Source organism: Planctobacterium sp. AWH2_060 (genome assembly GCF_056158425.1).
Genome location: NZ_JBSWTG010000001.1, coordinates 1,236,485 through 1,253,447 on the forward strand (window position 1 = coordinate 1,236,485; position 16,963 = coordinate 1,253,447).

Genomic DNA, 16,963 nt, shown 5'->3' on the forward strand with positions numbered 1-16,963 from the left:
AGTATTCTAGTTATAATTTCTTATTCTATAAAGCCTATTTTTAGACATTAAGCAACTAATCAACCACATAAAATACAAATATGCAGAATACCCCAACCAAATTCACCTCAATTCTATTGATTAGAACTATACTTATTTTGCAGTTTTCCAGAAATACAATTAAGCTTTAAAAAGAAATACTTATAGGTTCCTCAGGAACAATAATTACACATCACACACATAGGTCACACAATGCATAAATCCAGAATTTGCTGTGCAGTGCTTGCAGCGCTGGCAACAACAGGCGTTCATGCGCAAGAATCAACAGGTAAAGCGGCACTCGAAACCATCGAAGTTACCGCCACCAAAAGAACCGAATCGGTTCAGGAAATCCCAGTTTCAGTTACCGCCATTAATGGCAGTGCGCTGGAAAACTTAGGTATCGATAACTTTCAGGACTATGTTGAGTTTTTGCCCAACGTGGTTTTTCAGGGTACGGGACCCGGGCAAAACGAGATCTACATTCGCGGGGCGGCCACAACGCAAACCAATATCGCGGTTTCTTCGGTACAGGCCTTGCAGCCTTCCGTTGCCTTCTATCAGGATGAACAGCCGGTATCCATGCAAGGGCGTAACATGGATATTTTTGCCACCGACGTGCAACGCGTAGAGGTTTTACCTGGTCCACAAGGCACTTTATTCGGAGCCAGCTCTCAGGCAGGTACCGTGCGTATCATTACCAACAAACCGGATCTGAGCGGTTTTACTGCCGGGATTGATTTAGACCTGGCGACCACAGACGGTGGAGAGGCCAGCAATACCTTTGAAGCCTACATCAATGCACCGGTATCGGAGAACTTTGGTATTCGCGTTGCGGCCTACAATGATAATCAGGGCGGCTGGATTGATAACATCCCCAACCAGCCTGGCCAGGGCGGCTACATTGGCAGCGCAGTCGTTATCGACAGAATATCTGGTGGTCCCTTAAGCGATCCGGAGAACACACCGGTGGTTTCACCTACCAACAATTTGTTGGTAGAAGACGATTTTAACGATGCCCGCTACACAGGTGCCAGATTCAGTGCCCTGTATGACAACCAGGACTGGTCGTTTTTAATTCAACACACCGAGCAGGTTTTAGAAACCGAAGGGGTATTTGCTTACGACCCCAATCTGGAAGGTGAAAGCTCAACTAATCGCTTTCAGCCAGATGACAACAAAGATGAGTTTGGTTTAACCACCTGGACTATTGAAGGGCGCCTGGACCAGTTGGAGTTGGTTTATACCGGCGGATATCTGAATCGGGAAATAGAATCCAATGTAGATTACACCGGTTACACTAATGGTGGTCTGTTTGCTGCGTACTATGTCTGTAACCATTATCAGGCTGCGACACCCGAGGACGAGCGCTGCCTTGACCCAACGAAATTTTACAAAGAAAGCACTAAAACGACGCGCACCACACACGAATTCCGCTTCAATACCGATGCCTCTAATCGTTGGCGTTTAACGGCGGGTATCTTTTTGGATGAGCAGTCTCTGGACACCGTAGGCAAGTTTAAGTTGGGCAATACCGACCTGGCCTTTTTCTCTGACTTACAGCGTACTACTGTCGGTACGGAAGGCATTAACAGTGATGGCGGCCCATTTGAATCAGATGTCAGCTTCGTCAATGATGTCAGCCATGACATCGATCAAATTGCCGTATTTGGTAATTTAGAGTACGACATTACTGAGTCAGTTACTGCAACTATTGGCGCTCGCTGGTATGAGATCGAGGATGAATACAAAGGCTCAACAAGCACGGTAAATGTATCCCGAAGACTGCGTGCGTTTGGCACATTAGATCCAGATGAGCTGCGCGCCGTTGGTGAAGATCCCGATCTGATTCAGGAAGCCATTAACTCAGGTCAATTACAGGTTGATCTGCTGGATGATGACGGAGTTTTAACCGTTGACGACACCATACTCAAGTTCTCCATTGACTGGAAAGTCAACAAAGATCTGTTGTTGTTTGCCACCTACTCTGAAGGCTTCAGACCTCCGGTTACCAACCGGGTCGGCGGCGGATTAGCCACCAACCAAAATGGCGCTTTCGATGGTTTCCGTATCCCGGTTTACTCTTTAACGGATACCTTGGATAACTACGAAATAGGCATGAAAGGCGACTTCCTGGATGGTACGCTTCGGGTTAATGCCACGGCCTATTACTCGGATATCGTTGATTTACAAACGTCTCGTTTTGATCCCACTAATATCAGCTTCCTGGTATTTACCGATAATGTGGGCGATGCGGAAATTCGCGGTATAGATGCTGATATCACCTGGATAGCCACGGAGAATCTGATCATCAATAGTGCCTTCAGCATGTTGGATACCGAGTTGACCAATATTAACCCTGAGTTAGAGGGCATTGCACCGCCTTCTGGCAGTGAGCTGCCCTACTCTTCTGACTTTTCCGGTAACCTGAGAGCCCGCTACTACTTTGACCTGGACGGCGATCTCAGCGGCTATGTCAACGGCTCTTTGGTTTACACCGGTGATCGACTAGCCAGCATGAAAATGGATGCCTACGTATTGGAAGACACTACACAGTTGGTGTATGGCACAGGTTCTGGATTGTCGATCAAAGATGAAGCGGCTGTCTACCAAGGTGTTACCTATACTGACTCCAATGGTAATGCGTTCCGCGGTGGTCGTTATGTTCAGGACAGCTATCTGCTGGCGAATCTCGCCGTGGGTGTTACTAACGACGAGTGGAAGGTAGAGCTATACGTCGACAATATCACTAACGAAAGTGCCGTATTGCATATCGACAATCAGCAGTTCACGCCGAAAGTGGTTACCAATCGTCCTCGCACAATTGGGGTTAGATTCTCTTACGACATGTTCTGATCTTACTGAGACTTAAAGTATTCAGGCAGGCTTTTCAGCCTGCCTTTTTTATGAGACCGTTAACAACAAAAATAATAAAGACTGTTTATGATCACAGAGATTAAAAATTTACTGGCGCAAGGACGTTTCCCCGAGACTATCGCGCTGGCTGAGGAAAAACTGCAGTCAGAAAAAGACCACCAAAACCGAAAAGAATTACAATATCTGCTTGCCGTAGCACTTCGAATGAGCGGCAACTCGGAAGCCGCAATCAAATGCAATCAACAATTGCTGGAGCAACATCCCGAACACGCCAGAGCGTGGCAGGAACTGGGACACTGCCATAGCGCCTTAAAACAGCCTCACGAAGCGGCAAAGCACTTTTATAAAGCCACCCAACTCAATCCGGCATTGTTAGCAAGCTGGCGCTATTTAGTTGAATATTATCAGCAATCCCAAAACGTTCAGGCGCAGGCAATCGCAGAAAAACAAGTACGCCGCCTGTCTGCCTTGCCAAAGCCAATTTTGGGGGCACGGGATTTGATGTATGAAGGCCAGACAGAAACCGCTGACAAACTTTGCCGACAGTTTTTAAGCCAAAACAAGCACCACGCGGAAGCGCTAACCTTGTTGGGCGAGATCGGGCTTCAACTTAAAGCTTACGCAGAGGCTGAGTTTGTGCTGGAAAGCTGTGTCGAGCTTTACCCAGACCATTATTACGCCGGACTGGAATACATTAAACTACTCAATCAAATTGGCAAGTTTCGACAATCGCTAGACACTTGCAACAAGCTTTTAGGCCATTTTCCGCAAGAAAAACCCTTTTTATTGGCCAAGGCAGGGGCTTTGTTGGGGATTGGAGATGTTCAAGAATCCATAAGCCTATACCAGAATTTACTGGCTCAGGATGAACAGCAACCCTACATTCATCTTCTGCTGGGACACGCGTTAAAAGCACAGGGACAACTCGCTGAAGCCATTACCGCCTACCGCAATGCCTGGCAGATTAAACCTGACTTTGGCGATGCCTACTGGAGTTTGGCCAATACTAAGACTTATCAGTTTCAGGACGTGGAATTGCAAGCCATGACGTCGCTGGCCAAAGCGGCAGAGACCAGCACAGAAGATCGCATTCATATTCATTTTGCACTGGGCAAGGCATATGAAGATCAAAAGGCTTACGACACTGCCTTTAGCCACTTTCACAAGGGTAATGAACTCAAGCAAGCACAACTCAACTACGATATTGCCAGTGTAGAACGCCAGGTAGAACGTCAGATAGAACATTGTACCCCAGAGTTGTTTACCACTCTCAGTGAGGCTGGCGCACAAGACAATGCGCCCATATTCATAGTTGGTTTACCGCGCGCAGGCTCTACTTTGTTGGAGCAAATACTGGCATCCCACTCTCAAATAGAGGGCACCATGGAGTTGCACAATGTGCTAAGCCTGGTGACCCGATTGAGAGGCAACAATAACGCTTACCCTGACAACCTGAGTCAAATCGATCCTCAATACTTTGCCCGTTTTGGAGAGCAGTATATAAAAGACACTCTGGTGTATCGCAGCGGCAACCCCTACTTTATTGACAAGATGCCTAATAACTTTATGCATGTTGGCTTGATCAAACTGATGTTACCCAATGCCAAAATAATCGACGCCCGAAGAAACCCGATGGACTGCTGCTTTAGTGGCTACAAACAGCTCTTTGGCGAAGGCCAGGAGTTTTCTTACAGTCTGGAGCATATTGGCCGTTACTATCTGGCTTATGAAAAACTCATGGCGCATTGGGACAAGGTTATCCCTGGGTATGTTTTAAAAGTACAACATGAGGACGTGCTGGATGACCTGGAAACTCAGGTACGACGCATTTTGGATTTTTGTCATCTGCCCTTTGAAGACAATTGCCTGCGCTTTTATGAGACCCAACGCGCCATAAAAACTCCCAGCTCAGAGCAGGTTAAACAGCCCATCAATCGCAAGGGACAAGGATTATGGCGACATTATGAGAAGCACCTGACGCCGCTGAAGAACTTATTTATGGATCGCTGAAATCATTCTCCGCAAAACTGTCAAGCTCCTCGGGTTTCAGTGCACTGGTATATTTCCCGGTAATAAAATCGTTTTCCAGCGCTTCGAGTAAGCCTTTATCTCGGGCTATTTGCAGGCCCTTGTTAAAGGCTTGCTGCATCTTTCTACCTTCGGGGTTAGCTTTGGAAAATAGAACCGTAGCCTCTCTGGAAAACAACTCATTGTTCAGGGTTTCAATAGTTCTGACCTGTTCGGCACTGAAATTTTGATTAAGGGCATACCAACCCGAGATTTCCTCAGCCGGAAATACGTCAATCCGGCCTAGCAACAGCATTCTGAAATTCTGTAGCTCTGTATTGACCACTGATACCAGACTGGCATTTTCCCGGGCATAGCGCCACAAGTCTTCCATGTAGGTGTAGCCACGGGTGAGGCCCACCCGCAAACGCAATCGTTTGACATCATTGAAATTATTCACTGTCAGCGACGATTTTTTACGAAAAAATACCACCCGCTCCTGAACCAGCGCTTCGCTAATGTAAAATGAAGACTCGTGACGAGGATCTCTGTACCAATAACTGCTGGCCAAAAAGCGCCCCTCTTCAGTTTCTTTATAGGCTCTGGGCCATGGCATAAACACGTATTCGGCTTTGATACCCACCTGTTCAAACGCCAGGGTGACTATATGATTAAGATAGCCATAATGAGGCGAGCCTGAAGAAGTATGAGGTGGCTGTTCGCCGGTTGCTATCTCTATGCTTGTGTCACCTTCGCCCATAGCACGCGGAGCAATAATACCACTCCAAAGAACGGCACTTAGTAATATTAAATAAATCAGTTTTACCATGTTAACGCTCAACAACCTGTCAGAAATGATAAGCCAAACTTAAATTAACCCGTCGGGTTTGTCCGATATCATCAGGAAAGTGCAGTGCAACGCCCTGTCCCCCTGAAAACCACATGTTTTCTCCATAAATAGTCAGACGTTATAAAAGTACTTTTTGCTGAACCCTGTGACTTTAAAAACACCTAACGAGCGTACCAAATTATCTCAATATTTTTTCCGGATGAGATATCGTGACAGAGCTGCGATAGCAGCTCTGATCGCGACATAAATTAAAGCCAAAAAAAGCACCTTCATCCGCTTTTGAAGATTCCAGGCACTGGCTGACATTAACAGATTGATCGCATCGCCCAAACTATCTCTTAACCAGTTGCGGCTAAGGCGAAAGTCCTGTTTCAGATGCCCTATAATCGGCTCTATCGCTGCTCTCTTCTGACACAACTTTCGTTTCTTCTGACGCTGATACGCGTTGTCTCTTTTTAGCGGCGGTTTGGGAAGCAGAACCTCTTCGCAAACATACTGCTGTGCTCCGCGATAGCCTCTGTCTGCTATTGCCATTGCTATCGGGTTCTTCCGATGTTGACGGGCATGTTTCAGAGCCGATTCCAGCGTTTTGCTGTCATGGATGTTTTCGTCATGACTTGCCACACCGATGATGACCTGTCCTTCTAAAGTCGATACCACGGAGGCTTTTCTGCCGTATTCGTATGGTTTATGGTCCTTACCTTTGCCAACACAATACACCCCCGGCTCATGCAGGCTGTAGATCTTGTTTTTGTCTTTGGGTTGTTGTGCCAGCACTTTTTCATACAGAGCAAAGTTATCCTTCTGTTCTGACAGGAGTTGTGCAGGCAATTTACGTTGCAATTCTCTGAGTAGTGTTCCTGCGATAGTGCGCAGACGTTTCAGGGCTCTTCTGGCTTTTCCCCGTACTTTGGGGTGACGAAAGTGGCGACACTGTAAACGTAACTCTTTGACTTCTTTCACATAAGTCCGGCGTTGCTTTACACCGTGTTTTTTAGCCAGCTTATTGAGCCGATTGATGATCTTAATGGCGAGTTTTGTGTCCGTGGGATAAGTGATGGCTTTTTCCTGTACCGTGGTATCGACGAGTACTTTATCTTCTTCCACATCCTGTTGATGTAATGCCACAGAAACAGCAAAAATGGCGTTGATACCCTCTTCTCCAATCCGCTGGCGGAAAGCCGTGATTTCGGTGCGGCAACAGGGTGGCTCAGTCTGAAAAGCGACTTCCCCACAAAACGCCTGGTAATAAGGATTCATCATCCATTGAGCGATGGTATTGTCATCACTGAGGTTGTACATCTGTTTCAACATCAACAGACCACACATGAGCCGGATGGGTTTCCCGGGGCGGCCTTTATCACTGTAAAACACAGATAACTTTTCATTCAGAAAATCCCAGTCAATTTCATCGGCGAGCAACAATAGTGGATGTTTTTCGTCGAGCTGAGAAATGAGGTCAAAAAAGCCAATTTGTCGTGAAGTTTTGGGGCTGTCTTTTATCATAAAACCGTAGTCTGTTTCGACCAGAAACTGATGTTAATTTTACCAGGTTCGGTCGAAGCAGACCAGGTTTTAAGGAAGATTAATTATAAATATCAATGAGATATGTTTTTATAACGGCTGACTAAATAACATCCAGATAAAACACAAAATTGCCCGACATCAAATTGCTTCCCAAAACCCACTGTCGCGACTTGTCTCCAGCATCAATCCCGCTATTGGCAACACCAAGTTCTGCGTAGAGTAACGCGGCGTCCAGAAAAGATGGCAATGCCGTTATCCGATAAGACTGATTTAGCACCAGGGTTTTCGCTTTTCTGGCCACTGGAAAGCCTGCATCAAATGCTGACAGTTGTACCTGCCGGGCATCAATATCAAAGTCATAATGACTCAACTGAACACTGGTTTGCCAGGGCCCATAAGGCTGTCGATAAAACACAGACCAGGCCGTGTGTTTGTGATGGCTATTATCTGACGCTGATATCTGCCCCACTTGCAAAGAAAAACCCAGGCGACTCTTTCGGTTTTGCAGCCAAATCGGTGCATACTCATAATAGAGATTAACCTGGCCATCTTCTTCATAATCAATGCCAGCTACTGATGAAACATCAAACGAATAGCGAGCATGTTCGCTACCATTATTCAGCTCATCGGCAACGAAATAACCAAACTTCCAGCTATGTTCGTCCTCCTGAAGGTGATAAACAAGGCCAATATCGTAATCGTCTTCTAACCCCAGGTAGTAGTTGATGGAGTACCAAAAGCTATCAGACAAGTATTGCTGTAAGCCAAAAGGCACTCTGGTCACCCCAAACGACAATTGGCTGTGTTCATCCAACTTCCAGGCAAAATCAGCATATCTCAGAATGACTTTGCCCAACGTATCGTAATAACGCACATCAAAGTTAAAGGTATTACCTGAATCCCAACTCAGATTGCCAGTGAGTTTGACAGACTCAAAATCAATGCGAACTTCGTCCTCTTGCACCCAATCGCGATAATCCAGGTTAATTCTGGCATGACCACCAAACCAGCTGTGTATTTCAGCGCCCGTCACCGGACACGCTGACAGTCCCAACAAGAGATTTAGTGACAGAATCTTGAGCTTGCCTGGCTCCATCATTTCGCCATTAATACTTAAACTGATTGAGTTTTAATTCCAGTACATCTGTAACTTCTTTAATGCGATTGCTCTCTTCGCTGGTTTTATCTGCAATCACGGCTACTTCATGCACGGCATCGTTAATGTTATTAATATTGCGGGATATCTCCGAAGCCACTGCATTTTGCTGCTCCACCGCAGCAGCAATCGCAATGGAAGAATCACTGATATGCTCAGTGGTGGCCACCACATCCTGTAACTCTTTTTGCGATTCTGATGCCCGCTGCGCATTTTCGCTACACAAGGATGCGCCCTCCCGCATGGATTGCACCGCTGATGCAGAGTTTTTCGCCAGGGTTTCTATCAGATTGTTTATTTCTAAGGTGGACTGATTTGTGCGAGTAGCCAGGTTGCGTACTTCATCTGCCACAACGGCAAACCCTCTGCCTTGTTCACCAGCGCGGGCAGCTTCGATAGCGGCATTTAACGCCAATAAATTGGTTTGCTCAGATATATCACTAATTACCCCAACTATGCCGCTGATCCCCTGCGTTGCAGATTCCAGTTCATCTACCTGCTCCGATGCTTTTTGCATGTTTTGAGTCAGTGCTTTTAGACTGTTGACAGTTACATTCAGCCCTTCAGCACAGTGTTTCACCCGCTCCAACGCTGACTCTGCGGAATGGGCCGTATCGGTACAGTTTTTGGCAATTTCTGTAGTAGCGTTGGACATTTCGGTAATGGCCGAAGTAACTTCTTCCAGCTCGTGCTCCTGTTTACTGACACTTTCACGCGTGTCATGGCTCAATATGGCATTTTGGTCAGCAGAATTGCGCAAGATCCCGAGTGAATCACAGGTATCTTTGATAATTTCATGGGTCTTGGATAAAAAGGAGTTTAAGCCTTTGGCCAGAGTGCCGACTTCATTGTTGATACGCAGATCAATGCGTTTGGTTAAATCGCCATCGGATTCAGACAACTCAGTCACCAACTCGCTGGCTTTGCGTACCGGCGAAGCAATGCGCCTGGCAGTAACAAAGACTATGCAAAAACCGATGACACCGATAATGGCACCGGACAGCAGTTGCAAAAACAGGTTTCGCTTAAAGCGCCCCTCTAGCTGACTATTCAGTTCTTCTGCCTTTTGCATCGCGACTGCATTATTAAGCACATATTGAATCGCCCAGGGATTTTTAACCCCCTCAAAGGTGAGCGGTAACATCAAGCTGATGAACTCACTACCCACTTCAACTTTTTCATTACCGGATTTCACCGTAGCTTTAATATCCTGCCATTCTACAACTGCCAAAGGCTTTCCTACCAGTTCAGGGCTTTTGGTATCAGCCACCACGCTACCGTAAAAGCTCACCACTCGCATGTGCCCTTGCCCCTGATAGATTTCGCCATTGATGCGCTCTGTTAAGCGCTGAATAAAAGCCACAGACAAATCTGCTCCGGCGATACCTTTAAACTGCCCGTTTGATATCACTGGCGCGGTGATTGACGTCATTAGTGTGGGTTTACCCTGCACATCCCAAACCGCAGGGTTGCTGACACAAGGGGCACGCTCTGTCATGGAGCATTGATACCACTCGCCGCGCATTACGCCTCTGTTATCGGTGCTTCGGTCGTAAGCAGACGCAAAGTTAACCGGCCTTACGCCCAGATCACCATTCGCGGCTCTAGTCCAGTATGGACCAAACTGGCCATTGTCACCTGAATGTCCACCGGCGTTCTGGTGACTTGCGTCCTGTCCATCAATAGCATTCGGCTCCCATACGATATAGCTACCTAATACTCGTGGGTTTTCCGATAATAGGGTACGCACGTATTCGCTGACATCGTCGCGCTGCAGTTGATTACTGAGCCCAGACTGGTACATAAAAGTCTGAGTGGTGGCCATATCTTTAGCAATGCGCACGGTATCAGAAACAATAGACTCAACATCTTTAATATCGCTTTTGATGCGTTTTAGCGACTCAGAGATTATTTCTGTTGAATAGCGATTTAAGGAATTGGAAGTGCTCGACAGCAAGGTGGTTGAAAGTACCACCCCGACTAATGTCATGACCAGGATAGCGGCACCCAGACTGGCGCCGCTGGTAACGTTTATCTGTTTATTTATGGAGTGAAACATCGCGATGCAAGTTTCCGGTTTTTTAATTCCACTCCTTTGAATGTAATTTGCTACAGCGATTTTGCAAATTTATCGGGACAATTTCTCAGGGCTAGATCGCGATCGTTTTTTGAGCAACACTCGAGCATAGTCAGCTCTAATCGGAGCCAAAAGCTAATTAATTTGCCCTGGAATACTGAAGCGAGACTATCAACCAGCCTTCAGACTCCTTAATTGAGTTTTCTGGTAGGTAGACTTTTTTCGACGACGTAGTTCAATTCAACCACTGTTGTTTGATTGAAATCATTGTCGGGGCGCCGACTGCGCCTCAAGGGGACCTGGCTGCGCCCCCCTTAAGAATCCCCCGCAGCCCCTGACGCGCAACACCATAAACTTCGCCATCAGAACAACGACGACCATCAATGACAGCACGTCCCTGTGCAGGCCATTGAGTATACCAATAAGTAACGTTAAACATTCGCTCAGCGCCATATCAGCGAGCTTAATTCGAGGCGCGTGAATGAAGTAATACTGGTGGTCTTTCGAATTTCACGCAACAAAGAAGTAAGCCGCTGAGATGGCGTCTTCGATGGATTTGAAACGGTTTTATACGTCGTTAGATGTTTTTGATTTAACCCATTAAACCTGTAAACATCTGCCTTGTCTAAAACCGTTTCAATTTCCACTGAGTAGCATGCTTAACGTTACTTATTGGTATTTGATATCATCCCTGATAGCTCTCATCGTTGTTTTAACTGATATCGCAGTTTATTGCGCGTAAAGGGAAACAGGGTTTAGCTCTTCGAACAAACTTTGACCTAACTGAGTCCATATACGAGTCAGTTTGCCTTTATCTTAAAATGTAAATATTTAGCTTCTAGTCTTTGTGGTCGAAATATAAGCAGTCATGCTCTCACCCTAGACAATTCCTGCGATTAACGACCAAATTTTTCGCTTTGACACTTAACGCGAAATCAGCTGCTTATTTCTGATTCCCTAACAGTGCTTCCATCTGATTGGCCAGGTCAAAATCTTTTTGGGTGACGCCATTCGCATCGTGGGTAACCAGGTTTACATCTACTCTGTTATAGACATTTGACCACTCAGGATGGTGGTCCATTTTTTCAGCGACAATAGCCACTTTGCTCATCCAGCCAAAAGCTTCAATAAAATTGTTGAATTTGAAACTTTTGTGCAAAGTACCATCAACCAACTTCCATTCAGGTTTACAACTAAGGTTTAATTGACCTAATGCCTTTTGTATATCATTGTTATTAAACGCCGTCATGGTTTTCTCTCCTGAGTGAAATGAAAGCTATCGCGACAAGCCTCCATCAATTTAAGTATTAAACAAGTGACAAAGGTCTGCTTCAGGTTCAGCCGTCACTATTAACTATAATGATAAAAGCTAACTGGGTAAATTTCTGTTGTATTTATTTTTGCGAAAATTGCTATGGACAGCCGGTGGGATTTTAATGGTTTTGAGCTTTGTCGTTCAGGGCAAAGAAAAGCTGATGCCGGCCAATGAACAACCAGTTATACGATTAATCGCTAATCACCTTCCTCCTTACATGATCATTACCAAAACCGAACAAGGCAGCAAGTATGCGGGTTTTGAACATGACCTGACACAAATCTTATCCAAAACTCTGGGCTTCACTTACGCCTATTATGAGTGTGACTGGCCCGCCTGCATGAGAGCTTTACAAAATGGCAATGTAGATATGGCCCATACCCTGCTTCACTCTACGGCCAGAGAATCATTTTTGGAATTCGTACCACCTCCCTACCTCAAAGACACTCACTCTACCGTCTTTTATCAGCGCTTTGATGACAAGCGCATAATCGATGAATTTGAAGATCTGCAACAGGACAACTTCGTTATCGGTTATGTAGGCAGCACCGTCTATTTCGAACAGTTTGAACAGGCCGATAATTTGCTGAAAATGGATGTGAAAAGTCGAGAAATTGGCATTGAACTTCTCGTGGCTGGACGCATAGATGTTTTAGCCGGATTCGACAAGTTGTTTGACGGAGTAGAGTTTAAGAGCCCTCACCTTAAACGCATCTTGAAAAAATCCGTTTACCAGCCTTCGGTGGAACTGGAGTCCTTTTCAGTGATCAGCAAGGCCAGTCCACTGTTCAGCTACAGAGCAGAGATTAGTGACGCGTTGCGCGAACTGGTCAAAAACGGTGAACTGAAAAAGCTTCGAAAAAAATGGGTGTCAAAGCCCGAAGAAAAACAGCAATAAGTGAAACAAAAGCCGGCCAGTTAACTCTGACCGGTTCAATTTCTATCAGGCATTAGGTACGGCAATCGTGACTGTCTGACCGTCCTGAATCCGCTCAGCGCCGCGGGTAGCCACTTTGTCCCCCGCTTGTATGGCTTCACTTTGAATGCTGACCCGGTCTTTCATACCCTGTCCGACTTCCACCAGATGGCGATGGGCTTTATTTTCATCATCTATGACCACCACAAAAGTACCTTCTTTACGAAGGATAAGCGCATCTCTGTGAACCGTCAGGGTTTCCTGTGGAGCACGCACCGGAATAGTCGCGGTGATTAGCTCACCACTGGTCCAGTTTTCGTTTGCGCCTGCGGGCAGGCTCACTCGCAATTCAAAGGATTGCGATTGCCTGTCGGCCGCCGGAATAATGGCTTTAATTTTGGCGTTTATTTGATTGTTTTCCGATCTAATTAACACATCTTTACTGGTGCGCAGAAAAGGCAGATATTTAACAGGCACGAAAATTCGCCCTTCCAGGTTTTCTGTGTCCAGCATAGTCACCAACACATCACTGCGATTAACATCACCACCGGCTTCTCTTACTCTTTCGGTTACCACACCATCAAAAGGCGCTTTGACTATGGCACGACTTAATTGATCGTTGATTTGACGTAATCTGAGTTGCGCAATTTCTAAATCCGCCTGAGCCAAATCATATTGCGATTGCGTCTGATCCAGCTGAAACGCCGAGGCGCTGTTAGTTTCCCGCAGATTTCTCAGACGCTCGACTTCTCTTGCCAGGTATTTGATATTAATTTGTTCACGCTTGATTTCTGCTTCTTGCTCGGCTTGCTGCAGTTGCAGTGGTAATTGATCAATTCTGGCCACTTCTTCACCCTGCAATATATAGGTACCAGGTTCTGCCACATATTCCAATCGACCACCGACACCGGCAGTAAGCTGCACATTGTTACGACTGTATATGCTGCCCACAATGTCTACTGTGGGAACAAACACGGATTTTTCTACCGTGCCGACATTTACCGGCTTTGCGGGTGCCTGCTGAGCCAGGGCACTGGCGGCGTAAAATAAACAGGCAACCCCTGTCGCTAGTGTAATTAGTTTTTTCATTAGACTGACTCCCGTCCCGCTAAGTCTGATGTTGTAGAAGTATAGTTGCTTTGCTGTTGTTGCTCTCCTATTCGCAACAATGAAGGTAACAGGATCAATGTAAACAGTGCACTGATAGCCATGCCCCCCACAATGACCGTTGCCAGGCCACGGTATATCTCCGATCCTACACCGGGTAAGATCATCAAAGGCAACATGCCAAATAAACTGGTAAGGGTGCTCATATACACAGGTCTTGCTCTAATGCGCACAGCCTGACTCACTGCTTCTCTGCGGCTTAACCCCTCTCGCTCTGAGCTACGGGTCTGATCCACCAACAATATGGCATTGTTAACCACCAGGCCCAGCAAAATGATAAAGCCTATCATGGTAAGTAAATCCAACGACTGGAAGCTAAACAGATTAAGCACCCATAAGCCTAATACGCCACCGGCCAAAGCCATTGGCATCACAGTTAATACCAGCAAACTGTCCTTGGCCGACTTGAACAAAGCCGTCATCAACAAGAACAAAATCACCAAAGCCAGAATAAAGTTTTGCAACATATCCCAGATGGCTTGCTGCATTCGGTTGGCGTTGCCATTTATCAGCAAATTCGCCTCCACCGGCAATTCAGCTTTTATCGCCGGGATCACTTGCTCTTCTAACTGAGACATGGCCTCTTCTAAAGATAAAGTTTCCGGCGGGCGCACTATCAAGGTAACAGTGCGTTTGCCATCCACCCTGCGCAATTGGCTGGGTCCAACTGTACGAGTAACGGTTGCCAGTTCACCTAAGGTTTGAATACCGGAGAGCGGTGTATAAATCGGTAATGACGCAAACTCATCCGGGTCGCTCCATTGTGAGCCACGTAGAATGACATTCATACGGTCATTCCCGTCAAAATATTCTGCGACAAACAGACCATCGGTAAATGCCCGAACAGCATTAGCCACGTCACTGCGGTTCAAGCCTGCCTGAGTAATACGACGGTCATTGGGGATTAATCGCAATTCTGGTTCCGCCATAGACAAAGCTGGTACAGGTTGGGCGCTGGTGCCAGGCAAATGTTCCTGAATTTTCTGAATGCCCACTTGCGCAGCTGCCATCAGAGGCTCCATATCAGGACCTTGCAAATCAATATTAACCGAACGACCATTGCCCCCGCCGGTTACATTTATCATTGAGCCGCGGAACAGAAAGACCTGAGTATCAGGCAATCCCGCTAACACCTCGTTTTGCACAACCTGCATCAACTCCTCAACCCGGGTAGGATCGTCGGCATAGATAAATCCCCCGGTAGAATCCGGACCATAGCTGTAAAAGTTATAGCTTTTTACTTTCGGCTGTAGCTCGCCATCCAGGTAAGGCTGAATGCGATCCCGGAAGCGGTTTGCCATTTCTTCATCCAAAAACTCGATGTTGCCGCCGGGCGGTAAATTCAGAGAAAAGAAAAAACCGTCTATTGGCGCTCTGGGCATAAAATCGGTACGTGGCATCAGCGTGGTGGTTATTAATGCAGATCCCAACATCAGTCCCACAATCCAGGCCGTGCGTTTTTTAGCAGAATCCGTCAAAGTCATGATCAGATCGGTTAATCGTTGCCAATAACCTTCGTGAGGATCCTGCTTCTGACTCTCTGACAATAAATATCGACTGGTGATAGGCAGAACCGTTATTGCCGTTACTAATGAAGCAATCACCGATACCGACAGTGTCAGCGCCAGATCAGAAAACAACTGGCCTTCAATGCCCTTCATAAACAAGATAGGTAAGAAAATAGCGACACTGGTGGCGGTTGATGCAAATAAGGCACCAGCCACCTGAGTAGCGCCTTTAACTACCGCCTTTTTGTTCTCCATGCCTTCACCGCGCAAGCGCACAATGTTCTCCTGAACAATAATGGCAGCATCCAGCACCAGTCCCACCGCAAAGGCAACGCCAGCCAAGGAAATAACGTTAAGACTGCGCTCCAGCATACTCAATACCAGAAACGCCACCATAACTGACAGGGGAATGGTGGTAGCAATGATCAACGTGGCTTTCCAGCCCCGTAAAAATAACCACAAAATGCCCAGGGCGAGAAACACACCTAGCCCCAGATTACTCTTAACCAGCAGCAAGGCGTTGCGAATGTGCACCGAAGAGTCAAAACTGAGATCGATCATTAAACCAACATCAGCCAGCGGGCCTTCGTTGAGTTCTTTAATGGCCAGATTAATATCATCCAATAAGGCAACAGTATTGGCCTCATTTCCACGAGTAATTGTAATGTAATAGGCTGGCGCACCGTTGCGCAGTGTAAAGCCAAAACGGTCTACCAGGGTGTTCTCTACCGTAGCAACGTCTTTTAGAAATACCGGGCGATCACCACTGTAAGAGATGATCATATCTGCCAAAGATTGCAAATCGTATTGGCCTGCAAAACGCACTGTATACTGGCGACGTCCTACGTCGGCAAAACCGCCCGACACATCCGAAGCTCTGGATACCGTATTCGCTACCTGACCAATTTGAATGCCCAAAGCAGCCAGTTTATATGGGTCAAATGTAATACGCAGTTCACGGGGGCGCTGACTATTCAGGTTGACTTGCCCCACCCCAGGGATTCTGGCTAACCTTGGCTCAATAACGTCTTCAATTAAGGCCTGATGATTAGCCATGTCAGCCAAATCGCTTCCTGGAACAGGGCGCACTAATAAAGAGGCCGCATTTGGCCCGCCCCGGCCACCGCCAGCAGCAACAACAGGTTCGAAGACATCCAGCGGTAATGGCGGTGCCTGGTTCAGATTATTAATCACATCCAACATGGCCTGTTGCATATTTGTGCCGACATCAAATGTCAGTGTGATATTGCCAAACCCCCGCTGGATATTGGTGGCGACATCCACCACACCACGAGTATTCTTAACCACGTTCTCCTGCGGTTCGATTATCACCGATTCCACCTCTTCTGGTGCGGCTGCGCGCCAGCCTGTGGAAATAGTGATTTGTGGTTGTTCGATATCCGGGGTTAACTGAATGGGTAGTTTTAGCATGGCAATCACGCCAAAAATAAACACCAGGGCAACGATAACCAGCACAGCTGCCGGGTTCTTAACTGATGAGCGAGTGAGGTTCATGTCTGTTCCAAAAAAATCCTACGCGGGCTT

At 46.6% G+C, this 16,963-nt stretch carries 11 protein-coding genes; 3 read left to right on the plus strand and 8 right to left on the minus strand.

Features of this window, described 5'->3' with window-relative positions:
* The first annotated feature begins 231 nt into the window (after nucleotides 1-231).
* Both ACXAD8_RS05415 and ACXAD8_RS05420 read left to right on the plus strand, forming a co-directional pair.
* Complete coding sequence (locus tag ACXAD8_RS05415; protein ID WP_475225838.1) at nucleotides 232-2,874, plus strand: TonB-dependent receptor; 2,643 nt, start codon at nucleotides 232-234, stop codon at nucleotides 2,872-2,874.
* Between the two features lie 87 nt (nucleotides 2,875-2,961).
* The gene (locus ACXAD8_RS05420) at nucleotides 2,962-4,905 is read left to right on the plus strand and encodes a tetratricopeptide repeat-containing sulfotransferase family protein (protein ID WP_475225841.1); all 1,944 of its coding nucleotides are present in this window, start codon (nucleotides 2,962-2,964) and stop codon (nucleotides 4,903-4,905) included.
* Here ACXAD8_RS05420 and ACXAD8_RS05425 read toward each other — a convergent pair.
* The 6 genes from ACXAD8_RS05425 to ACXAD8_RS05450 all read right to left on the minus strand — a co-directional run bounded on the left by ACXAD8_RS05425 (nucleotide 4,892) and on the right by ACXAD8_RS05450 (nucleotide 11,761).
* Nucleotides 4,892-5,731 carry a substrate-binding periplasmic protein gene (locus tag ACXAD8_RS05425; protein WP_475225843.1) on the minus strand — a complete coding sequence of 280 codons (840 nt, stop codon included), beginning with the start codon at nucleotides 5,729-5,731 and terminating at the stop codon, nucleotides 4,892-4,894. The two genes, ACXAD8_RS05420 and ACXAD8_RS05425, sit on opposite strands and share 14 nt — an antisense overlap.
* A gap of 204 nt (nucleotides 5,732-5,935) precedes the next feature.
* Nucleotides 5,936-7,258 carry an IS5 family transposase gene (locus ACXAD8_RS05430; protein WP_475224681.1) on the minus strand — a complete coding sequence of 441 codons (1,323 nt, stop codon included), beginning with the start codon at nucleotides 7,256-7,258 and terminating at the stop codon, nucleotides 5,936-5,938.
* Between the two features lie 121 nt (nucleotides 7,259-7,379).
* Nucleotides 7,380-8,378, minus strand: a complete 999-nt coding sequence (locus ACXAD8_RS05435; protein WP_475225846.1) for a porin — start codon at nucleotides 8,376-8,378, stop codon at nucleotides 7,380-7,382.
* Between the two features lie 7 nt (nucleotides 8,379-8,385).
* A complete protein-coding gene (locus ACXAD8_RS05440) occupies nucleotides 8,386-10,494 on the minus strand; it encodes a methyl-accepting chemotaxis protein (protein WP_475225849.1) in 2,109 nt (702 codons plus the stop codon).
* Nucleotides 10,495-10,801: 307 nt separating this feature from the next.
* Nucleotides 10,802-10,951 carry a hypothetical protein gene (locus tag ACXAD8_RS05445; protein WP_475225852.1) on the minus strand — a complete coding sequence of 50 codons (150 nt, stop codon included), beginning with the start codon at nucleotides 10,949-10,951 and terminating at the stop codon, nucleotides 10,802-10,804.
* 504 nt (nucleotides 10,952-11,455) lie between these two features.
* Entirely contained in the window at nucleotides 11,456-11,761 is a 306-nt protein-coding gene (locus ACXAD8_RS05450; RefSeq protein WP_475225854.1) for a 4a-hydroxytetrahydrobiopterin dehydratase, read from the minus strand.
* A gap of 187 nt (nucleotides 11,762-11,948) precedes the next feature.
* On the opposite strand from ACXAD8_RS05450, the gene ACXAD8_RS05455 reads away from it, so the two are divergent.
* Nucleotides 11,949-12,725, plus strand: a complete 777-nt coding sequence (locus tag ACXAD8_RS05455) for a substrate-binding periplasmic protein (RefSeq protein ID WP_475225857.1) — start codon at nucleotides 11,949-11,951, stop codon at nucleotides 12,723-12,725.
* A gap of 45 nt (nucleotides 12,726-12,770) precedes the next feature.
* Here ACXAD8_RS05455 and ACXAD8_RS05460 read toward each other — a convergent pair whose 3' ends face one another.
* Nucleotides 12,771-13,832, minus strand: a complete 1,062-nt coding sequence (locus tag ACXAD8_RS05460; RefSeq protein ID WP_475225860.1) for an efflux RND transporter periplasmic adaptor subunit — start codon at nucleotides 13,830-13,832, stop codon at nucleotides 12,771-12,773.
* Nucleotides 13,832-16,933: an efflux RND transporter permease subunit gene (locus ACXAD8_RS05465; RefSeq protein ID WP_475225862.1), complete on the minus strand. Its 3,102-nt coding sequence runs from the start codon at nucleotides 16,931-16,933 to the stop codon at nucleotides 13,832-13,834. The genes ACXAD8_RS05460 and ACXAD8_RS05465 overlap by 1 nt, the downstream gene beginning before the upstream one ends.
* Nucleotides 16,934-16,963 lie beyond the last annotated feature (30 nt).